This is a genomic window from Kribbella sp. NPDC020701 (assembly GCF_055562215.1).
On sequence record NZ_JBVHFT010000007.1, the window covers coordinates 342,169 to 362,436 of the forward strand.

The following is a 20,268-nucleotide window of genomic DNA, read 5'->3' on the forward strand; positions in this document are numbered from 1 at the left end:
CGGGCGACACACCCCGACCCGATGCCAGGATGGCCCTGTGCGCGAGAGAAGATGCCCGGCATGACCAAGCCGCCCGGCAAGCTTCTGCCGTTGGTCGCCGCCCTCCTCTGCGGTGCCGTCCTCGCTCAGGCCGCCCAGCCCTCCGACTCGTCGAACACCAGTGCCGCGTCCACGGTCGAGACGTCCTCGGAGCACGGACCGCTCAGTACGCCGATCACCCGCAAACAGGGCACCTCGTCCGGAACGCGGAAGCCGCAACGCCCGGCACAACCGCAGCACCCGCGCGCCACGACCGGACCGGACGACTGGAACCTGACCGGGCACGGCAAGGTGCTCTACCTGACCTTCGACGACGGACCACAGCCCGAGTGGACGCCGAAGGTCCTGCAGGTACTGCGCAAGCACAACGCACACGCCACGTTCTTCGTGCTCGGCATCCAGGTGGCGCAGTTCCCCGAACTGCTGACGCTCGAACGGGCCGCCGGACACCAGGTCGGCAACCACACGTGGGACCACAAGACGCTGACCCACCTACCGGACGCGAAGATGCGGCAGGAGATCGCTTCCGGGGTGAAGTCGAAATGCCTCCGCCCGCCGACCGGGGCCACGAACGCCAAGATCGAGGCGACCGCGGCGGCCCTGCACCAGCGGCAGGTCCTGTGGGACGTCGACACGAAGGACTGGACCAAGCCGGGTGCTGCGCGGATCGAGCACGCGATCCTGACCGGCGCCCGACCAGGCGCGATCATCCTGATGCACGACGGCGGCGGCAACCGCTCCGAAACCGTCGCCGCCCTCGACCGAGCCCTGACCACCCTCACCAAGCAGGGCTACACGTACCACTCACTGCCCTGCTGACCTGTCAGCGGCGGACACCGGCGGTGCCGTGGGAGAAGTGTTTGAGCGCTTCGTCGATGATGTGGATCGGCTGATCCAGGGCCTTCACCAGGAACAGGCCGGTCGGGCGGAGGAACGGATTCGGCTTCACAACGGCCCGGACGGCCGGCTGGTCCAGGCCGCGGACGCCCGCGGTGGTGGCGCCGATGCCAGGGGGCAGGTCGAGCTCGAGGGCGTACTGGCCGAGGAGCTTCTGTTGCCGGAAGCCGCGGACCGACTGCCACGGCAGGACCACCGGGTACGCCGCTCCGTCGCAAGCCAGCTCGAGTCCCTTGGGAGTCATCCGCATCGCGACCGGTTGCAGCTCGTTGGCGGCGTACCACCGCTTCCGCTCGGCCTGCAGCCGGAACGCCAGCAGCGTACTGAGCACCAGCGGGATCATTGCCAAGATCAACAACAGCGCGAACGGCCACAGCCCGGAGCCCCGGAACGCGATCAGCACGTAGAGCGCGGCAACGATGCCCACGGCACCGATCGCCAGAGTCACCCAGGCGCCGCGCCGCTCCACCGTCCGGACGATGTCGCGCCGCCGCAGCACCGCCTCCCGGTCGATGCCGACCACAAAGGCTTCCCCGTCCACACTCACCGCCCAAGAATCCCACAGGATCCAGGGCAGCGTGGACTCAGGAGTTTCGGCGGCCCGCCCAGGTCCAGGCGTAGACGCCGTCGTCGACCGCCTGGCCGCCCTCGCCCAGTTCCAGCGGGCGGAACGTGTCGACCATCACCGCGAGCTCCTCGAACCGCTCGGCACCCAGCGACGCCTCGATCGCGGACGGTTGCGGACCGTGCGCGTACCCGCCGGGATGCAGCGAGATCGAGCCGAGGCCGATCCCCGACCCCTTCCGCGCCTCGTAGTCGCCACCGCAGTAGAACATCACCTCGTCGGAGTCGACGTTCGAGTGGTAGTACGGCACCGGCACCGACAGCGGGTGGTAGTCCACCTTCCGCGGCACGAAGTTGCAGACCACGAAGTTGTTCCCCTCGAACACCTGGTGCACGGGTGGCGGCTGGTGGATCCGCCCGGTGATCGGCTCGTAGTCGCTCACGTTGAACGTGTACGGGTAGAGACAGCCGTCCCACCCGACCACGTCGAACGGATGCGTCGCGTACGTCATCCGGCTACCCACGATCCCACCGGGCCCGCCGCCCCGATGTTTCACCAGCACCTCGACGTCGGTGTCGTCGACCACGAGCGGCTCGGTCGTCGCGTGCAGGTCCCGTTCGCAGTACGGCGAGTGCTCGAGGAACTGTCCGTAGCGAGACAGGTACCGCTTCGGCGGCGCGATGTGACTGTTCGCCTCGATGCAGTACGCGTGCACGCCGTTCGGCCCCGGCAGCCAGCGGTGCGTGGTCGCGCGCGGAATGATCACGTAGTCGCCCTCGACCGCGTTCAGCACCCCGAACACCGTCTCCACGGTCGCCGAACCCTTCTCGACGTACACGCACTCGTCACCGATGGCGTTGCGGTAGTACGGCGACGGCTGCTCGGCGACGACGTACGAGATCCGGACGTCGCCGTTGCCGAGCACGAGCCGCCGGTCCTCGACCGCGTTGCTCTTCGAGGTGTCGGTGAACAGGTCGTGCAGCTTCAGGTGCCGCGGGGTGAGCGGGTGGTTGGCGACGGTGGCGAGGTCCGGCAGGTCCCACACCTGCGAATCGACGATCGCGGACGGTACGCCGGCGTGGTACAGCAGCGACGAGTCCGATGAGAACCCCTCCTCCCCCATCAGCTCCTCGTAGTACAGCCCGCCGTCCGGTTTCCGGAACTGTGTGTGCCGCTTCGGTGGAACCTGCCCGACCTGCCGGTAGAACGCCATCTTTCCTGCTCCTGCGTGTTCGATATCCGAACGCTTGCGTCCGCTTACCGAAAGCATCCGTTAGGCTCTGAGCCATGTCAACCGTCCCTGCCCTGTTCCGGCACCTGGTCGACGACGCCGCGATGTTCCCGCCGGGGGATCTCCCCCTGCCGGAGGCCGTCGCCGCCCACCGCGTGCACCGCCGATCGCCGTACGCCGAGCTGGTCGGTCCGTTCGTGTGCACCGACGAGGATCTGATGAAGGTCGCCGCGGAGGCCGCCCGGACCGGCGGCGGACCGCTCGAGGTGTCCGTCGTCATCACCGGTGGCGCCGGCGGGATCGAGCCCGCGGTCCGGTACGGCGACCGCTCCAGCGACGTCGAGGTCAAGGCGATCGAGGTCCGGCTGCGCGCCGAGGACGACCTGTCCCGCAACGCACTCCGCGTCGTCCGCGCGTGTGACGACTGCCTCGACGAAGAGACGGCGTACGTCGAGATCGGTCTGGACGGAGCGTGGGAGCGAGCGCTCGATGTCGTCGCCGACGCCGGATACGCCGCCAAACTGCGAACCGGTGGGCTCGATGCCTCGCTGTTCCCGTCGGAGAGCCAGGTCGCGGCGTTCATCACGGCCTGCCTGGACCGCGAGGTCGCGTTCAAGTGCACGGCCGGATTGCACAACGCGATCCGGCACACCGCATCAGATACCGGGTTCGAGCATCATGGCTTCCTGAACGTGCTGCTCGCCACTCGCGCGTCCCTCGACGGCGCCTCGCAGGACGAACTGGCGGCGCTCCTGGCGTCACGGGATGGCGACGCTCTCGCTGACCGGGCCCGGACGTTGTCCGAGGATCAGGCCGCCGGAACCCGGCGCTGGTTCACCTCGTTCGGCTCGTGCAGCATCGACGAACCCCGCCACGACCTGACCACGCTCAAACTGCTGGAGACCCTGTGACAGTGCTTTTGGCCGGGCCTCCGGCGCCGGCGCGGTCATGGGGCCTTGGCTCCCGGTCTTCCCTCGTCGCTCCACTCGCTTCGCTCCTCAGTCCAGACCGGGAGGCCCCATGACCTGGATCGACATTCCGGACGGATCGCCGTTCGGGCCGGACAACCTGCCGCTCGGCGTGTTCCGGCACAACGACGAGGAGCCGCGGGTGGGGGCCGCGATCGGCGACCAGATCATCGATCTCGCGCCGGTCGCGTCCGCGCAGATGCTGGACGGATCGCAACTGTTCGCCGAGCCGACACTGAACGCATTCCTCGCGCTCGGGCGGCCGGCCTGGCGGGCGACCCGCAACTGGCTGCTCGAGCTCATCCGTAACCCGAACGACCGCGACACCGTCGAGCCGCACCTCATCCCGCAGTCCGCGGTCACCATGCAGTTGCCGTTCGAGGTCGCCGACTACGTGGACTTCTATGCCTCCGAGCAGCACGCGACAAACCTCGGCCGACTGTTCCGCCCGGACTCCGAGCCCCTGCTGCCGAACTGGAAACACCTCCCGGTCGGCTACCACGGCCGCGCCGGCACCATCGTTGCCAGCGGCACCGACATCGTCCGCCCGTCGGGTCAGCGCAAGCCGCCCGACGCGGCGGTCCCGACGTACGGGCCGTCCCAGCGTCTCGATATCGAGGTCGAGCTCGGCTACGTCGTCGGTACGCCGTCCGCGCTCGGAACCCCTGTGTCCGTTGAGGATTTCCGCGATCACGTGTACGGCGTGGTGATCGTGAACGACTGGTCCGCGCGGGATCTGCAGGCGTGGGAGTACGTGCCGCTCGGCCCGTTTCTCGGGAAGTCGTTCGCCACGTCCATCTCGCCATGGGTGGTCTCGCTGGACGCGCTGGAGGCGGCAGCCGTCCCGCTGCCGGCGCAGAACCCGCCGGTCCTCCCCTACCTCGCGAGCGACGACCTGGTGAACTACGACATCACCTTCGAGGTCCACCTGAACGGCCAGTTGGTGAGCACCCCGCCGTACAAGGACCTCTACTGGTCCCCCGCCCAGATGCTCGCCCACATGACGGTGAACGGCGCAACGGTCCGCACCGGCGACCTGTACGCCTCGGGCACTGTCAGCGGCCCCGAGAAGAACCAACGCGGCTCCTTCATAGAACTCACCTGGGGAGGCCGCGAGCCCCTGGTCCTGGACGGCAAGGAGCACACGTTCCTGGAGGACGGCGACCAGGTAGCCATCGCCGCCTGGGCCACCACCTCCACGGGTACCCGCCTCGGCCTCGGCGAGGTCACGGGGACGATCGTCCACGCGTAACCCCACCCCGCCCCGCCGAGCCGAAGGCGAGGCCCACCCACCAGCCGGGCGAGGCCCACCACCACTCCGCCGCGCCGAAGGCGAGGCTGTTCTTGTTCATTTGTGTTCGTTTCTCTTGACGAGTTAACTGTTACGTGCGAACTTTCTCCGCATGAAACGTTCAGTGGGGTGTGGAGTACTGACAGTAGCGTTGGCTGCCGGAGTGCTGAGCGTGCCTGCCGGCGCGCACGCGGCCGGCGATCTGACGCTGCGTTCGGACGACTTGACGGTCACCGTCGGAGCCGACTTCCCGCGGGTGATCAAGTACGTCGACACCGCCTCCGGGCAGGCCCTCGGCGGCCAGCCGGACGCGATCTCGACCGTGACCATCGACGGGGTGGCCCGCACGGCGCACCTGTTCGCGCCGCCCACGGTCAGCGGTGGGCGAGCGGCGTACCGACTCGCCTTCGACGCGCTGCCCGGCGTGGAGCTGGACGCGAGCCTGAGCGTGACCGGCCGCGTGACGACCTTCGCCATCGACGCCGTCCGCGACACGGAAACCAGTCGCGTGCACACCATCGACATCCCCGACCACGACCTGGTGTCGGTGGCGAGCACGGACGCCGGCGCGACCACCGCGTTCACCACGCTGGACCCGGACTCCACCCGGACCGCGGACAAGATCACGCCCGTCACCGCGACCACCGCGGCGGACCCGTCCGCGACGGGAGCGGCGTACGCGTTCGTGAACACCAGCGGCCTGGCCGCCGGCATCGAGTCGAACTCGGTCTACGACAAGCCGTCGGGCCAGTCGGCCGACGACGGTGCCCGGTTCTGGCACCGCGCCCGGAAGGCCGCCGACGGCAGCGCCCGCGTCGGCGTCTGGAGCGGTCAGTGGACCTACCGCGCCGACACCTCGCCGTACACCGAGCCGTTGCCGTGGGCAAAGGTCGTGGTGACGCCGGACGCGAACCAGGACCAGACCGTCGACTGGCAGGACGGCGCGATCGCGTTCCGCTCGATCATGACCGAGCCGCAGGGCGGCGACCAGGTCAAGGACCGCGTCGTCACGCACATCCCGTTCAACTTCGCCAGCCTGGCCACGCACCCGTTCCTGCGCACCCTCGACGACGTCAAGCGGATCTCACTCGCCACCGACGGCCTCGGGCAGCTGGCCATCCTGAAGGGGTACGGCTCCGAGGGCCACGACTCGGCGCACCCGGACTACGGCGGCAACTACAACGTCCGTGCCGGCGGCCTGACCGACCTCAACACCCTGCTGAAGAAGGGCAAGGCCTGGAACGCCGCCTTCGGCGTCCACGTGAACGCGACCGAGTCCTACCCGGAGGCGAACGCGTTCAGCGAGGACCTCGTCGACAAGAGCGCCAAGGGCTGGAACTGGCTGAACCAGAGCTACTACATCAAGCAGCGTCCTGACCTTGCCTCGGGCAACATCGTCCGGCGGTTCCAGCAACTCCGCGACGAGACCGACAAGAACCTGCAGGAGCTCTACATCGACGTGTACTACCAATCGGGCTGGCTCGCCGACGGCCTGACCCGGCAGCTCGCCGGCCAGGGCTGGCAGGTCGCGACCGAGTGGGCCGACCGGCACGAGCGGACGTCGCTGTGGTCGCACTGGGCCAACGACCTCGACTACGGCGGCGCGACCAACAAGGGCCTGAACTCCCAGATCATCCGGTTCGTCCGCAACCACGAGAAGGACGTCTGGAACAGCGACCCGATCCTCGGCCAGTCCGCGATCGTCGAGTTCGAGGGCTGGACCGGCGAGACCGGCTGGAACGCGTTCTACGCCAACATCTGGCAGCGGAACCTACCAGCCAAGTTCCTGCAGCAGCAGAAGATCACCGACTGGAACAGCAACGACATCACCTTCACCGGCGGCGTCCGCGGCGCGGTCGAGAACGGCAAGCGGACTGTGTACGTCGGTGCCGCGAAGGTCCTCGACGGCGATAAGTATCTGCTGCCGTGGGACGGCAACAAGAAGCTCTACCACTACAACCCGGCCGGCGGAGTGACCACCTGGAAGGTTCCCTCTTCCTTCACGGGCGCCCGGAACTTCTCCGTCTACAAGCTGACCGACAACGGACGGGTGAAGGTCACGACCGCCCCGGTGCACAACGGCTCGATCACCCTCGTCGCCAAGGCCGGTCAGCCGTACGTGATCTACCCGGACGCAGCGCCGACACCTACGTCCGCGAACTGGGGCGAGGGCACGCACCTCAAGGACCCTGGCTTCAATGCCGGCAACCTCGCCGCGTGGAAGGCGACCGGTGGCGCCACGATCGACACGCTCGCGAACGGCCAGCACGTCGCGTCCCTGGGCACCAAGTCGTCGACGCTCCAGCAGCGCATCACCGGTCTCACCCGCGGCCGGACCTACAGTGCCTCCGCCTGGGTCGAGGTCGAGCCCGGCAAGTCCCGCCCGACCACGCTGACGGCCGGTGGCGTGAGCAACGTGGTGACGAGGTCGACCGCGCAGAACCTGGTTGCCTCCGACGACAAGCATGACTCGTACTACCAGCGCGCTCGCGTCGTCTTCGAGGCCCAGAGTGACAGCGCCGACCTGACCATCGGTGCGGCCGCTGGTGCCGCGAAGGTCCGGATCGACGACGTCCGCGTGGTCGAGACGACGCGCCCAGCGGCCGGCCTGGTCGACGACTTCGAGAACGTCGACCAGGGCTGGGGACCGTTTGTGAAGGGCGATGCCGGCGGAGTCACCGACCCGCGGACGGTGCTCGCTCGCAAGCATGCGCCGTACACGCAGGCCGGCTGGAACGGCAAACTGGTCGACGATGTCCTCGACGGCGAGTGGTCACTCAAGTCCCATGAGGAGAACGACGGCGTCGTCTACCGGACCACGCCGTCGACGGTGAACTTCCAGCCGGGGCACAAGTACAAGGTGAGCTTCGACTACGAGAGCGGCCGCGCCGGTCAGTACGCCTGGATCCAGGGTGTCGACCGGCCCGTCTCGGTCGAGGTGAAGGCGACGCCGATCGGTGAGCAGCGGACGAAGGCGGCATTCAGCCAGGAGTTCGTGGCCGGGTGCGGCGGCGACTACTGGGTCGGGTTGCGGAAGCTGTCCAGCGGCGGCGACCAGGCCGACTTCATCATGGACAACTTCGCCGTCACCGATCTCGGTACGACGTCGGAGCCGGCGGACTGTACGTCGGTGGCGGTGACCGGGCAGACCGGTCTTGTCTCCGGCGAGGCCAACACGGTCGTCACCACGTTCACCAACAACGATGTCGTTGCCGCGAACAACATCACGTTGGGTTTGACCGCTCCGGACGGCTGGACCGTGGCGGCGACGACCCCCGCGACCCACGCGACTGTTGCTGCGGGCACCAGCGTGACGACCAAGTGGGACGTGACGCCGCCGGCCGGGACGCCGGAAGGCAAGTACGTGCTGACGGCAACGGGTGGTCAGGCAACGGTCACCACTGAGGTGACTGTGCTGCCGCCGGGAATCGTTCCGCAGTCCCGGATCACGGTCGCGGATGTGAGCAGTGAGGACGTCGGCACGGGGGGTGCGGCGACGGAGGCTCTGGACGGAAACCCCAGTACCATCTGGCATTCCGCGTGGTCGGAGGTGCCGACGCCGGCGACGTACCCGCACCACATCACGCTCGACCTCGGCTCGACGTACCAGGTGGACGGGTTCAGCTACCTGCCGCGGCAGAGTGGGACGAACGGGATGTTCAAGGGCTACGAGCTCTACGTCAGCACCGACGGCCAGACCTGGGGTACGCCGGTCGCCACCGGCGAGTTCCCGAACTCGACAGCGACCCAGCGGCTGGCCTTCACCGCGAAACCCGGCCGCTTCGTCAAGTTCGTCGGCACCAGCTCCCTCAATGGCGCAGTCTTCGGATCCGCCGCCGAACTCAACGTCTACGGCACCCACTAACCGGGGCCTCAGACACCAACTGGGGACCTGAGACCCGTTATTGCCTGTCCCAGGTCCCCAGTCCCCGTTTCCACCCCCTAGTCCCGCTCCCCCTCAAGAGCGGGACAGCCTCACTTGGTGATGGTGACGTTCGCCGAAGCGCTCGCGGTCTTGGCGGCGACGACGCGGAACTTGTTCACGCCGACCCGGCCGCTCTGCACCCACACCGAGTACCTCGCCTTGCTGGTCACCTTGGTGGTGGCCGGGAACTTCACCCACTTGCCGTTCTCGAAGCGCTGCACCTGCACGACGGTGTTCTTCGCGATCCCGCTGGTCTTGCCGGTGAACGAGACCTTCGCCCACGCCTTCGCGGTGGCCTTGTTACGACTCCGTCTCAGGCTCGGCCGGCAGCACCAGCCTCGCCAACGCCCCACCACCAGGGGCTTCGCCGAACGTGAGCTCGGCGCCGAGCACCTTCGCGTGCCCGGCCGCGATGGTCAGGCCGAGGCCGTGGCCGACGCCACGCTCGGCCATCCCGGACCGGAACCGACGGGGGCCCTCGGCAATCAACTCCTCCGGGTAACCGTTGCCGTGGTCAACCACCTCGACGATCCGGCCGGTGATCGTGACCTCGATCGGCGGCTCACCGTGGCGCAGCCCGTTGACGATCAGGTTGGCCAGGATCCGCTCGATCCGGCGCGAGTCGGTGGACACCGTGACCTCCGGGCCGACCTGCTTGACGACGACGCTGTCCGTTGCCAGCGCCTGTTGCATCCGCAGCCGGCCGACCGCGGACCCGACGAACGCCGCCAGGCCGACCAACTCGAGGTCGGCCTGTTCGACGCCGGAGTCGAACCGGGCGATCTCGAGCAGGTCCTCGACGAGCCGGCGCAGCACCTTGGCCCGGTCCCGGACCAGCTCGCTCGGCCGTCCCGCCGGCAACAACTCGGCCGCGGTGGTCAATCCCGTCACCGGAGTACGCAGGTCGTGCGCCACGTCAGCGGTGAAGCGCCGTTCCGCCTCGAGCTGACCACGCAGGGAACTGGCCATCGTGTCCAGGGCGCTGGCCAGCGACTGCACCTCGTCCTTGCCCTTGCCAACTGCCTCGGCCGCCGACGCGTCCAGGTCGCCGGCCGCGATCCGGCGCGCCGTCCCGGCGACCGCGACGATCCGCCTCGACAGGCTGCCGGCCAGGATCACGCTGACCAGGGCGACCAGCGCGACCGTGCCGAACCCACCGAGGACGAGCGCCTGCTGCAGCGCCTTCATCGAGTCGTCGCTGGTCTCGTAGTCCTGCTCGATCGAGAGGATCTTGCCGTCCTTGACCCCGACCGCCGCCCACATCTTGGCCTTCGGCGACCCGGTCTTGAACGTGGCCCGCTTGCCCTCCAGCACGGCTTCGCGCAGCTGCGGCGGCAGCTCGGGATCGTCGAGCTTCGCCCCGAACACCGGTACGTCGTTGGTGTCGTAGCTCTGCGCCGCGAGCTGGATCCGCTCGTCCGCGAAGCTCCGCGTCCGGTCCAGCCTGGCCGACTGGGCCTGGGTGTAGACCGCGACGCAGAGCACCAGGATCGCGAGCGACGAGACCAGCAGAAAAATGAGACCGAGCTTGCCGCGCAGTCCCATCTACTAAGCCCTGAGCTTGTATCCGAACCCGCGGACGGTTTCGATGCGGTCGGCACCGATCTTCGTCCGCAGACGCTGCAGGTGGACGTCGACCAGCCGGCCGTCGCCGCCCCACTCGTAGTCCCAGACCCGCTGCAGCAGGGTCGAGCGGCTCAGCACCACACCTGGGTTATTGGCGAACTCGATCAGCAGCTTGAGCTCGGTCGGCGTGAGCTGCACGGTCGTGCCACTACGCCGTACCTCCAGGGCCTCCCGGTCCAGCTCGAGGTCGCCGAACGACTCCACGCCGGAGCCGGCCGCCGGCGCCGGACGCTCCGGATCGGACACCGCGCGCCGCATCACCGCCCGCAGCCGGGCCACGAGGACCTGCGTGTCGAACGGTTTGGTCACATAGTCGTCCGCGCCCGCTTCCAGCCCCAGTACGACGTCGAGCGCGTCGCCACGCGCGGACACCATCACGATCGGAACCGTGCTGGTCTCCCGGACCCGGCGGCACACCGAGATCCCGTCCAGCCCGGGCAGCATGATGTCGAGCATCACGACGTCGGGATGGATCTTCTCGAATCGTTCGATCGCTTCCAGGCCGTCCTCGGCCGTGGTCACGTCGTACCCATGGCGTTCGAGGGTCAACTGGGTCGCCTCACGGATCACCGCGTCGTCCTCGACCATGAGAATGCGCGCTGCCGGTTCTTCCGGTACCACCGAACTTCAGTCTCCCTTATTGGTCCGTCGAGCTCACCTTGGTCATCTGCCGACCGTTCCAACGGTAGACCTCGACCCGCCTGCCCGACGGGCAGCAGACCGGGTCGTCGATCGCGAAGATCTTCGACTCGACCACAAGATCACCCTGTGGGCTGGCGTTCACGGTCGGCAGATCGACCTTCAGGTTCCAGATCGGCCGCGGCACGCCCGTGGGCGTGACGGCGATCAGGAAGAAGCCGAAGACGAACTTCTCCAGGGTGTGGATCAGAACGATCTGCTGGGGTGAACCACTGTGCATAACATCAACGGTCTTCCCCCTGCTGAGGCAACGCGAAATCACCGTACATTTCTCGAGCACCGTCCGCGCGTAGTCCGGCGTCCGCCGATCGGCGAGCAGTTTGACCCGGACCTGAGCCAGATTGACGGCCACTACGGGCGTCTTCTTCGGCTCCGGCTGGAAGCCATTGGTGCCCATCACCGTCGACGGCGTCGGGCTGGCCGGCGGCGCCTCGGCTCCCTCGACCCGCAGCCCGCCGCCGTTGCCGCAGGCGGACAGGACGGTCAGGGCCAGGAAGGTTGCCACGACAACGATCAAGGAACGGCGGAATCTGCCCGGCGCCGCGAACGGGGGACGCCCCGCAGGCCGCGTGCGCATAGGGCGCCTCCTACCCTGCCTCATCGATTCCCCCGGGAGATTCAGACAACTACCTTCCATAGTGCTGGCCGGACGTCACATTCGGCGGCCATGGACGTCGAATGGCCTCGGCAGTTCCGTTGCGGTTGCGTCACAGCCGCTACCCGGCGACGACCTTCCCCGGGTTGAGCAGGTTTTTCGGGTCCAGGGCGTTCTTGATCGCCCGGTGCACGTCGATCGCGACCGGGCCGATCTCCTCGACCAGCCAGGTGCGCTTCAGCACGCCCACGCCGTGCTCACCGGTGATCGTGCCGCCGAGCTCCAGCCCGATCTCCATCACCCGGTCGAACGCGACCTGGGCCCGCTCGGCCTGCGCCGGGTCCGCCTGGTCGAAGACGACCGTCGGGTGCATGTTGCCGTCGCCGGCGTGCCCGAGGACCCCGATCGTGATGTCCAGGTCGGCCGACAGCTCCTCGATCCGGCCGATGAACTCGGCCAGCCGCGAGCGCGGTACGGCGACGTCGTCGATCATCGTCGTACCGAGTTGCTCGAGCGCGGTCAGCGCCGCCCGGCGGCCCTCCAGCAGTAGCTCACCCTCGGCGTCGTCCTCCGCCTCGATGCACTCCAGCGCGCCGTAGTCGCGGCACAGCTTGGCCACCGCGGCGACATCGGCCGCGCCGGCCTCGCCGCCCGCGTCCGACTGGGCGATCAGCATCGCCGCCGCCTCGTCCGGCAGGTCCATCCGCTTGTACTTGTTCACCGCGCGGATGGTGGTCCGGTCCATGATCTCCAGCAGGCTGAGCGAGACGCCGCTGCGGATGATCTCGATGATCGCCTCACCGGCCCCGACGCCGGAGCCGAACAGCGCGGCCATCGTCTTCGGCTTGGCCGCCTGCGGCCGCAGCGCCAGGGTCGCCTCGGTGATGATGCCGAGCGTCCCCTCGCTGCCCACGATCAGCTTGGCCAGGTCGTACCCGGCGACACCCTTGACGGTCTTCCGGCCGGTCCGCAGCACCCGTCCGTCCGCGAGTACGACCTCGAGACCCAGCACGTAGTCCGTGGTCACGCCGTACTTCACGCAGCACAGGCCACCGGAATTGGTGGACAGGTTGCCGCCGATCGAGCAGAACTCCCAGCTGGACGGGTCCGGCGGGTAGAACAGTCCGTGCTCGGCGACCGCGCGGGAGAGTACGGCGTTGTAGACGCCGGGCTGCGTGACGACGTACCGGTCGACCGGCTCGATGGCCAGGATCCGGTCCATCTTCTCCAGCGAGATCACGATGCATCCGTCCAGCGCGTTGGCCGCGCCGGACAGGCCGGAGCGGGCGCCCTGCGGGACGATCGCCACGCCGGCCTCACCGGCGATCCGCACCGCCGCCTGCACGTGCGCGGTCTCCCGAGCCAGTACGACGGCGAGCGGCACGCCGGCCGGGCAGAACATCGCCCGGTCGTACCGGAAACTCTCCATCCGGTCCGGATCCGTCACCAGTGCCTCAGGAGGCAACGCCTGCCGCAACTGCTCGACCACGTCACTCATACCGCGAGCCTAGTTGCTGCCTCCGACGTGACGCGCGAGTAACGGTGTCCGCTTCCGGAAGAATCACCCCACGCGTCACCCCAGCGGGTGAGCGGGTCAGCGGGTGCGCTTGGTGGAGTTCTCCGAGATCTCCTCGTAGCCGCCGCCGTAGTTGTGGTACTCACGGCCGATCGCGGCGAAGGTGATCGCAGCGTCGGTCGCCCTGACCTTGGGTGTGCGGCAGGTCCGCTGACCCTTGATCACCGAGCCGTTGCCGCCGCTGCTGTCACAGCTGAGCACCCGGCCGTTGTTGGCGCCGCCGTACTGCACCAGGAAGGCGTTGGCCTTCGCATTGGCCACCAGCGGCGAGACCATGGTGATCTCGGCCCAGTACTGCGAGCAACTGTCCCGGACCAGCCGGACGGTGCCCCAGCTGGGCGGTCTGTGGTCGCGCAGCATCGGCGCCGACGAGATCGATCTCGCACCTGAGCAGGAGGCGGCTTCGGCCGCCTGGGCCGGCGTCGCGGCGAGCGCGAACGCGCCCACCCCGGCCAGGCCCGCGGTGCTGAGCAGAATGCCCAGAGTCTTCATGACGAACCCTTCCTGAGCGTGCGCCCCGACGCCCGCTCAGGAAGGCACACTACGCGAACAGCCCCTGCCTCAACAGTCATTCCGGTAATCGGACGGCGACACGCCGTATCCAGTTGCCCCCGGCACCCACCCGATGCCCAAGGCAACCGCTTAACCGCCCCCAACCGGGGTCAAAGGTTGCCGCGGCGCTCTTGTTCGCGCTCGATGGCTTCGAAGAGAGCCTTGAAGTTGCCCTTGCCGAAGCCGAGTGAGCCGTGCCGTTCGATCAGCTCGTAGAACACCGTCGGCCGGTCGCCGATCGGCGCGGTGAAGATCTGCAGCAGGTAGCCGTCCTCGTCGCGGTCGACCAGGATGCCGCGGGACTGCAGTTCCTCGATCGGCACCCGGACCTGGCCGATCCGCGCTCGCAGCTCCGGGTCGGAGTAGTAGGAGTCCGGCGTGTTCAGGAACTCCACCCCGTTGGCCCGCATGATGTCGACGGTGCGCAGGATGTCGTTGGTCGCCAGCGCGATGTGCTGCGCACCGGCCCCGTCGTAGAACTCCAGGAACTCGTCGATCTGCGACTTCTTCTTCGCGATGGCCGGCTCGTTCAGCGGGAACTTGACCCGGTGGTTGCCGTTGGCTACGACCTTGCTCATCAGCGCGGAGTAGTCGGTGGCGATGTCGTCACCGATGAACTCCGCCATGTTCACGAAGCCCATCACCTTGTTGTAGAAGCCGACCCACTCGTCCATCTTGCCGAGTTCGACGTTCCCGACGACGTGGTCGACCGCCTGGAACAGCCGCTTCGGGTGACCCTCCGGCCGTGTCACCTGGGTGGTCGCGGTCACGAACCCGGGCAGGTACGGACCGTCGTACTTGCTCCGGTCGATCAGCGTGTGCCGTGTGTCGCCGTACGCCGCGATCGCGGCCCGGCGGATCGTGCCGTGCTCGTCGGAGACGTCGTTCGGCTCCTCGAGTACGACGGCGCCCTGCGTGCGGGCGTGCTCGACGCACTTGTCCACGTCCGGCACCTCCAGCGCGAGGTCGGCCACGCCGTCACCATGCTTGCGGTGGTGCTCGAGCAGCGGGCTCTTCGGGCTGACGCCGCCGGTGATGACGAAGCGGGCCGAGCCGGCCTTCAGGACGAACGCCTTGCTGTCCTTGCTGCCCGTCTCGGGGCCGGAGTAGGCGACCAGGTCCATCCCGAAGGCGAGCTGGTAGTACTTCGCGGTCTGGGTGGCGTTGCCGACCACGAAGACCACCGCGTCCATCGCGGTGACCGGGAACGGGTCGGTGCTCTCGTCGTACGGCACCAGTCCGACGAGCTGCTTCAGCTGGTCGAGGTCGAGATCGGCGTCGAGCTCTGCGGGGGTGAGGTCGGTGCTGGTCATCGTGATCCTCCCGGGTCGGGTTCGTGCACCGAGCCTTGTCGTGAGGACGCAGGTTGCGCAACAGTTCCTTGTTTCACTGGTCAGGTTGTTCAGTATGCTGGGGACATTGCTGGACTATTTGGTCAGTCTGACCACTGCGGGAGGATGCATGTCGGTGGACGCGCTGGACGCCCGGATCCTGCGGCTGTTCGCGGCCGAGCCGCGGGTCGGCGTGCTCGAGGCGTCGCGGCGGCTGGGGGTCGCGCGCGGCACGGTGCAAGCGCGGTTGGACAGGCTGCAGCGCGACGGTGTGGTGCGCGGGTGGGGTCCTGACATCGCCACGACGGCGATCGGCTATCCGGTGACGGCGTTCGCCACCCTGCAGATCGAGCAGGGGTCGGGGCATACGACGGTCGCCGAGGCGCTGGCCCGGATCCCGGAGGTGCTGGAGGTGCACACGATCACCGGTGCCGAGGACCTGTGGTGCCGGATCGTGGCCCGCTCGAACGCCGACCTGCAACGCGTGATCGACCAGGTCGTCATCGTCCGAGGCATCCAACGCGCCTCCACCGTCATCGCCCTGGCCGAGCAAATCCCCCACCGCGTCCTTCCCCTGGTGGAAGCAGCTACCAAGAACTAGGCGAGGCGTTTGGCTACTTCTACTGCGGCCCGGGCTACGCGGGGGCCGACGAAGTCGCGGTCGAGTTTGCCGAGGACGACGACACCGATGGAGGCCTCGACGCCCGGTACGCCGAGAACCGGCGACGACACGCCCTGCGCACCGGCCTGCAACTCTCCCGACGTGACCACGAACGGCCGGCCGGCCGGGTCGGGTTTGCGGCGACCGGCCAGAATCGCCTTCCCTGCGGCACCCTGGTCAAGGGCGTGCCGGGACCCCATCCGGTAGGAGACGTGGAAGTCCGTCCAGCTCGGCTCGATCACGGCGATCGCGAGCGCCTCCTCACCGTCGGCCACGGTCAGATGCGCGGTGGCACCGGTGTCCTCGGCGAGTGATCGCAGAACCGGCAGCGCGGCGTCACGGAGCGTGGGCTGCACGCGGCGGCTGTAGTGCAGCACCGCCAGCCCGAGCCGGGCCCGGCCCTCACTGTCGCGGCGCACCAGCCGGTGCAATTCGAGGGTGTTCACCAGGCGGTAGACGACGGTCCGGCTGACGCCCAGCGCGGCGGCCAGTTCGGTGATCGAGAGACCGTCCGGGGCGTCCGCGAGCAACTCGAGGACTGTCAGTCCCCGGTCCAGCGTCTGCGAGGTCTCGGCGGGCACCTCCGAAGCGTATCCGTTTTTCGGGCGCGGCCCGATGGCCCCGTATCTTGCTGCCGTGCGAAATTACTGGGCGCTCCTCCCCGCCATCGCCGTGATCGTGGTGCTGATCCTGGTCTACGCCGTCCCGACCCTGATCAATCCGCAGTGGACCAGCTCGATCATGGCGCTGTTCCGCCAGCAGCCGGTGGACCCGGCGGCGACGCCGGAAGGGACCTCGGCAGGGACCTCGGCAGGGACCCCGGCAGGGACCCCGGAGGCGACCTCGGAACAGGCCCGGCGGGAGGCCGGCGTCCTCGGACCGCAGCAGGTCAAGTCGCGGCGGATGCTCGCGGTCGCCCTGGCGCTCGGGGCACTCGCGCTGATCGGCTTCAACGTCTCGCTGAACCGGGAGGCGAACGGCTGCTACACCGCCGCGAAGGCCTTCGGTGCGGTGGACGCCGCGAAGGACACCAAGGACCCGTGCATCAACATGATCTACGGCAGCTTCATCGGCGACGGCTCCGGGAAGTCCTTCGAGGAGACCCAGCAGCCGGTGCCGACGTACCAGCTGGTCAAGAAGAACAAGCCGAAGTACCTGAAGTGGATCCAGAATCCCCCCGGCTACGACGTGGATCTCCTGGTCGGCACCGGGATGAGCTGCAACCTCGACCTGAGAGTCGAGGAGGCGGACGACAAGATCACCGTCCTCGTCGACAGCACGGCGCCGTGCCCGCAAGAGAGCAGCGTCTCGCTCACCGCGGTCAAGCTGAAGAAGCCGCTCGGCGACCGCAAGATCGTCACGGTCGACGACAAGCCGATGCAGGAGATCCACCCGGACGCCGACTCCTGGCCGACCGTCCTGAAGAAGCTGGTGACCGGCGGCTGATGACCCGGCCTTAGCTGAGCTCGCGGGTCTGGGAGTCGTACTCGCGGAACGGGCGGTTGCGGGCCAGCAGGATCAGCAGGCCGACGATGCAGACGGTCGCGCCCCCGAGCAGCGCGATGGTCGGGGTGGTGAGTGAGGCCGCCGTGCCCGCGACGAAGTCACCCAGGCGCGGTCCTCCGGCCACGACCACGATGAAGACACCCTGCAGCCGTCCGCGCATGGCGTCCGGCGCGGCGGACTGGAGCACGGTGTTCCGGTACGCCGAACTCACCATGTCAGCCGCCCCCGACAACGCCAGCAGCGCGACCCCCAGCCAGATCGTCCGGGATAGCCCGAACAGACCGACCGCCGCCGCGTACACCGTGATCGCCACGACGATCGCCACGCCCTGACGGCGCACCCGGCTCACCCAGCCGGAGAACACCACGCCGAGCAACGCACCGAGCGCCGGAGCCGCCTGCAGCACACCGACCGTCTTGACCCCGCCGCCGAAGAACGCGCCCGCCACCGCCGGGAACAGTGCTCGGGGCTGGGCGAACACCATCGCGAGGATGTCCGCGAGGAACGTCGCCAGCAGCGCCGGCGCCGCCCGCAGGAACGTGAACCCCTCGAGCACCGACCGCAGACCGGCCCGGCGGACCAGGCCGGTCGGCGGCACCGGCGGCAGCCGGAACAGCGCGTACAGCGCCGCGGTGAACGTGATCACGTCGATCAGGTACGCCGCCGCGAACCCGTGCCAGGCGATCACCGCCGCGCCCAGCAGCGGCCCGACCGTGAAGCCCAGGTTGAACGAGGCCTGGCTGAGCGTGTTCGCGGCCGGCAGCAGCTCGGGCCGGATCAGCCGCGGGATGATCGCGGACCGGGCCGGGCCGTTGACCGCGAAACACGCCGACTGGCAGGCCACGACGGCGTACAGGATCCACACCTGACCCCACTGCAGCTGCGACTGCAGCACCAGGATCATCGAGAGCAGCCACAATCCGGCCGACGAGACGAGCGCGAGAGTACGGCGGTCGATCGCGTCGGCCATCGCTCCGCCGTACAGCCCGAACACGATCAGCGGCACCAGCGAGCACAACCCGACCAGGCCGACCGCGAACGTCGAGTGCGACAGCGCGTACACCTGGATCGACACGGTCACCGCGGTCATCTGCTGGCCGAGCTGCGAGACCGTCGACCCCAACCACAACCGCCGGAAATCCGGTGACTCCTTGAGCGGGCGGATGTCGGTCAGCAAAGGCACGATGCCCCAACTTATGTCATGTCGTGAACAGAGATCTCACGACGTGGAAACGTCGGCCCGGATCAGACCCTCGGGAAGTGCTCGTCGTCGAACGGTTCGCCGGCGGTCAGGCCGAGACCGTCGGTGACGACGTGGCCGCCGCCGGTGTAGGTGGTGGCGGCGTCGATGTAGATGTTGACGTGGGCGATCCGCGGATCGTCGGTGAGGTTGGGCGTCGCCGAGTGCGCCAGGTAGGCGTTGTGGAAGGTGCAGTCGCCGGCCCGCAGCGGGATCGTCAACCGCTCCTCCCAGCGCAGGTCGGGTGCGGCCCGGAACATGTCGTCCCGATCGGCGAGATTCTGCGACCGCAGATCCTGGTGATGCTGCGAGCCCGGGATGAACGTCATGCACCCGCGCTCCACCGGTACGTCGACCAGCGCGATCCAGGCCGACAGTGAGGCCCGGGACCCGGCGTGCGGCCAGTACGGCGCGTCCTGGTGGAACTCGGTCGCCGCGCCGTTGTGCGGCGGTTTGATCAGCAACTGGTCGTGCCAGATCCGCACCGCCACCCCGGCCAGCGCGGTGGCGGCCGCGGCGAGCCGTGGGTCGAGGGTGAGCTCCCGGAGCACGGCGTTGTCTCGCCAGACGTTGACGTGCTGCTTGAAGATCGGCGACCCCTTCGAGTAGTCGTCGGCCGACGCGCTCGCGGCGACCGCGGCGTCGCGGAATCGGGCCGCCTCGTCGGCGGTGATGATGTTCTGGATCCGCACCACCCCGTCCCGGCGGTAGGCGGAAATGGTCTCTTCATCGAGTACGACGGGTGCCGTAGGGTCGGTCGTGGTCATCGGGCTGCTCCTCGGAATCCGCTGGCAGGAAGGTGCTTCAAGCCTCGCCTGAAACGGCGTGAGCAGACAGGCAGTGGTTGACCAGAGACTTGACCGATCTTGACCTCCCGGAGGCGGTCGTGCACAACATCCTGAGCAGCGAGGTCTTCGCGGACCAGCGCCTCCCGGTGGCCGGCGAGCGGATCGAGCTCGCAGCCGACGTCGCGCCGCACAGTCACGCGTTCTTCGAGATCGCGGTCGTCGTCGCCGGTCGGGGCACCCATGTCTCGGCGGCCGGAGAGGTGGCGCTGCAGCCCGACTCGGTCGTCGTGCTGCGGCCGGGTGAATGGCACGGGTACACCGATTGCGACGGCATGGTGGTGCGCAACGCCTACCTCGGTGCGGATGTCTTCGGGTTGCTGTCCGGTGCGCTCGTACCCGGTCGTGGGGCGCCGTACGCGACGCACCCGGCCGTGCAGCACGCGATGCGTTTGCTGGAGGCAAGCATCGACGAACCGTGGACGCTGGACCGGCTGGCCGCGCGGGTGAACCTCGCTCCCGGGTACCTGGTCCGGTTGTTCGGCCGGACCGCGGGGATCTCCCCGATGGCCTACCTGAACCGCCTCCGCGCCGAGCGGGCCGCGGGCCTGCTGATCGAGACCGAGCTGCCGATCGCGACCGTCGGAGCGATGGTCGGGTGGCACGACCCCAGCCATGCCACCCGCCGCTTCCGCGCCACCTTCGGCCTCAGCCCGACCCGCTACCGGTCGGCCTTCCGGCCGTAGGCATGCCGCTACCGGGTGCGTTACAGCCGGTAGGC

Annotated in this window: 19 protein-coding genes; 7 read left to right on the plus strand and 12 right to left on the minus strand. The window is 68.5% G+C overall.

All coding sequences use genetic code 11. The features are described from left to right. Window positions 1-60: 60 nt before the first annotated feature. The gene (locus ACZ3HV_RS19495) at window positions 61-858 is read left to right on the plus strand and encodes a polysaccharide deacetylase family protein (protein ID WP_465686169.1); all 798 of its coding nucleotides are present in this window, start codon (window positions 61-63) and stop codon (window positions 856-858) included. A 4-nt stretch (window positions 859-862) separates the two neighbouring features. Here ACZ3HV_RS19495 and ACZ3HV_RS19500 read toward each other — a convergent pair whose 3' ends face one another. Both ACZ3HV_RS19500 and ACZ3HV_RS19505 read right to left on the minus strand, forming a co-directional pair. After that, window positions 863-1,483, minus strand: coding sequence for a hypothetical protein (locus tag ACZ3HV_RS19500; protein WP_465686170.1), 621 nt, complete (start codon window positions 1,481-1,483; stop codon window positions 863-865). Between the two features lie 37 nt (window positions 1,484-1,520). Then, window positions 1,521-2,714 carry a homogentisate 1,2-dioxygenase domain-containing protein gene (locus tag ACZ3HV_RS19505; RefSeq protein WP_465686172.1) on the minus strand — a complete coding sequence of 398 codons (1,194 nt, stop codon included), beginning with the start codon at window positions 2,712-2,714 and terminating at the stop codon, window positions 1,521-1,523. 74 nt (window positions 2,715-2,788) lie between these two features. Between ACZ3HV_RS19505 and ACZ3HV_RS19510 the strand changes: the two genes are divergently transcribed. The 3 genes from ACZ3HV_RS19510 (at window position 2,789) to ACZ3HV_RS19520 (ending at window position 8,856) form a co-directional block, all read left to right on the plus strand. Then, a complete protein-coding gene (locus ACZ3HV_RS19510) occupies window positions 2,789-3,643 on the plus strand; it encodes a hypothetical protein (RefSeq protein WP_465686174.1) in 855 nt (284 codons plus the stop codon). A 109-nt stretch (window positions 3,644-3,752) separates the two neighbouring features. Continuing rightward, window positions 3,753-4,952: a fumarylacetoacetase gene (gene fahA / locus ACZ3HV_RS19515; protein WP_465686175.1), complete on the plus strand. Its 1,200-nt coding sequence runs from the start codon at window positions 3,753-3,755 to the stop codon at window positions 4,950-4,952. A 151-nt stretch (window positions 4,953-5,103) separates the two neighbouring features. Beyond that, window positions 5,104-8,856 carry an endo-alpha-N-acetylgalactosaminidase family protein gene (locus ACZ3HV_RS19520; protein WP_465686177.1) on the plus strand — a complete coding sequence of 1,251 codons (3,753 nt, stop codon included), beginning with the start codon at window positions 5,104-5,106 and terminating at the stop codon, window positions 8,854-8,856. A 110-nt stretch (window positions 8,857-8,966) separates the two neighbouring features. Here the strand turns inward: ACZ3HV_RS19520 and ACZ3HV_RS19525 are convergent, their stop codons facing one another. From ACZ3HV_RS19525 to hppD, 7 genes are all read right to left on the minus strand, one after another. Beyond that, the gene (locus ACZ3HV_RS19525; RefSeq protein ID WP_465686179.1) at window positions 8,967-9,269 is read right to left on the minus strand and encodes a hypothetical protein; all 303 of its coding nucleotides are present in this window, start codon (window positions 9,267-9,269) and stop codon (window positions 8,967-8,969) included. Then, window positions 9,217-10,461: a HAMP domain-containing sensor histidine kinase gene (locus ACZ3HV_RS19530; RefSeq protein ID WP_465686181.1), complete on the minus strand. Its 1,245-nt coding sequence runs from the start codon at window positions 10,459-10,461 to the stop codon at window positions 9,217-9,219. Before ACZ3HV_RS19530 ends, ACZ3HV_RS19525 begins: the two co-directional genes overlap by 53 nt. A 3-nt stretch (window positions 10,462-10,464) precedes the next feature. Further along, window positions 10,465-11,163: a two-component system response regulator CseB gene (gene cseB, locus ACZ3HV_RS19535; protein ID WP_465686183.1), complete on the minus strand. Its 699-nt coding sequence runs from the start codon at window positions 11,161-11,163 to the stop codon at window positions 10,465-10,467. Window positions 11,164-11,179: 16 nt separating this feature from the next. Continuing rightward, window positions 11,180-11,746 carry a hypothetical protein gene (locus ACZ3HV_RS19540; RefSeq protein WP_465686185.1) on the minus strand — a complete coding sequence of 189 codons (567 nt, stop codon included), beginning with the start codon at window positions 11,744-11,746 and terminating at the stop codon, window positions 11,180-11,182. A 211-nt stretch (window positions 11,747-11,957) separates the two neighbouring features. Further along, window positions 11,958-13,334 (minus strand): FAD-binding oxidoreductase, encoded by a 1,377-nt coding sequence (locus ACZ3HV_RS19545; protein ID WP_465686187.1) that lies wholly within the window; start codon window positions 13,332-13,334, stop codon window positions 11,958-11,960. Between the two features lie 96 nt (window positions 13,335-13,430). Beyond that, window positions 13,431-13,904 carry a hypothetical protein gene (locus tag ACZ3HV_RS19550; RefSeq protein WP_465686189.1) on the minus strand — a complete coding sequence of 158 codons (474 nt, stop codon included), beginning with the start codon at window positions 13,902-13,904 and terminating at the stop codon, window positions 13,431-13,433. A 170-nt stretch (window positions 13,905-14,074) separates the two neighbouring features. After that, window positions 14,075-15,277 (minus strand): 4-hydroxyphenylpyruvate dioxygenase, encoded by a 1,203-nt coding sequence (hppD, locus tag ACZ3HV_RS19555; RefSeq protein WP_465686191.1) that lies wholly within the window; start codon window positions 15,275-15,277, stop codon window positions 14,075-14,077. A gap of 148 nt (window positions 15,278-15,425) precedes the next feature. On the opposite strand from hppD, the gene ACZ3HV_RS19560 reads away from it, so the two are divergent. Further along, window positions 15,426-15,896 carry an Lrp/AsnC family transcriptional regulator gene (locus ACZ3HV_RS19560; RefSeq protein ID WP_360379280.1) on the plus strand — a complete coding sequence of 157 codons (471 nt, stop codon included), beginning with the start codon at window positions 15,426-15,428 and terminating at the stop codon, window positions 15,894-15,896. On the opposite strand, the gene ACZ3HV_RS19565 is transcribed toward ACZ3HV_RS19560, so the two are convergent. Continuing rightward, entirely contained in the window at window positions 15,893-16,537 is a 645-nt protein-coding gene (locus ACZ3HV_RS19565; protein ID WP_130444922.1) for an IclR family transcriptional regulator, read from the minus strand. The two genes, ACZ3HV_RS19560 and ACZ3HV_RS19565, sit on opposite strands and share 4 nt — an antisense overlap. 55 nt (window positions 16,538-16,592) lie before the next feature. Between ACZ3HV_RS19565 and ACZ3HV_RS19570 the strand changes: the two genes are divergently transcribed. Then, window positions 16,593-17,402 (plus strand): hypothetical protein, encoded by an 810-nt coding sequence (locus ACZ3HV_RS19570; protein ID WP_465686194.1) that lies wholly within the window; start codon window positions 16,593-16,595, stop codon window positions 17,400-17,402. Between the two features lie 10 nt (window positions 17,403-17,412). Here ACZ3HV_RS19570 and ACZ3HV_RS19575 read toward each other — a convergent pair whose 3' ends face one another. Further along, the gene (locus ACZ3HV_RS19575; RefSeq protein WP_465686196.1) at window positions 17,413-18,645 is read right to left on the minus strand and encodes an MFS transporter; all 1,233 of its coding nucleotides are present in this window, start codon (window positions 18,643-18,645) and stop codon (window positions 17,413-17,415) included. Between the two features lie 62 nt (window positions 18,646-18,707). Next, window positions 18,708-19,469, minus strand: a complete 762-nt coding sequence (locus tag ACZ3HV_RS19580) for a phytanoyl-CoA dioxygenase family protein (protein ID WP_465686198.1) — start codon at window positions 19,467-19,469, stop codon at window positions 18,708-18,710. Between the two features lie 89 nt (window positions 19,470-19,558). Here ACZ3HV_RS19580 and ACZ3HV_RS19585 point away from each other — a divergent pair, with 89 nt between their 5' ends. After that, a complete protein-coding gene (locus ACZ3HV_RS19585) occupies window positions 19,559-20,233 on the plus strand; it encodes an AraC family transcriptional regulator (protein WP_465686200.1) in 675 nt (224 codons plus the stop codon). Window positions 20,234-20,268 lie beyond the last annotated feature (35 nt).

Excerpts from the sequence above, each read along its gene's own strand:
- ACZ3HV_RS19495 (WP_465686169.1), top strand. The coding sequence starts at position 61 with ATGACCAAGCCGCCCGGCAAGCTTCTGCCGTTGGTCGCCGCCCTCCTC.
- ACZ3HV_RS19505 (WP_465686172.1), bottom strand. The coding sequence starts at position 2,714 with ATGGCGTTCTACCGGCAGGTCGGGCAGGTTCCACCGAAGCGGCACACA.
- ACZ3HV_RS19510 (WP_465686174.1), top strand. The coding sequence starts at position 2,789 with ATGTCAACCGTCCCTGCCCTGTTCCGGCACCTGGTCGACGACGCCGCG.
- fahA (WP_465686175.1), top strand. The coding sequence starts at position 3,753 with ATGACCTGGATCGACATTCCGGACGGATCGCCGTTCGGGCCGGACAAC.
- ACZ3HV_RS19520 (WP_465686177.1), top strand. The coding sequence starts at position 5,104 with ATGAAACGTTCAGTGGGGTGTGGAGTACTGACAGTAGCGTTGGCTGCC.
- ACZ3HV_RS19530 (WP_465686181.1), bottom strand. The coding sequence starts at position 10,461 with ATGGGACTGCGCGGCAAGCTCGGTCTCATTTTTCTGCTGGTCTCGTCG.
- ACZ3HV_RS19545 (WP_465686187.1), bottom strand. The coding sequence starts at position 13,334 with ATGAGTGACGTGGTCGAGCAGTTGCGGCAGGCGTTGCCTCCTGAGGCA.
- ACZ3HV_RS19550 (WP_465686189.1), bottom strand. The coding sequence starts at position 13,904 with ATGAAGACTCTGGGCATTCTGCTCAGCACCGCGGGCCTGGCCGGGGTG.
- hppD (WP_465686191.1), bottom strand. The coding sequence starts at position 15,277 with ATGACCAGCACCGACCTCACCCCCGCAGAGCTCGACGCCGATCTCGAC.
- ACZ3HV_RS19560 (WP_360379280.1), top strand. The coding sequence starts at position 15,426 with ATGTCGGTGGACGCGCTGGACGCCCGGATCCTGCGGCTGTTCGCGGCC.
- ACZ3HV_RS19580 (WP_465686198.1), bottom strand. The coding sequence starts at position 19,469 with ATGACCACGACCGACCCTACGGCACCCGTCGTACTCGATGAAGAGACC.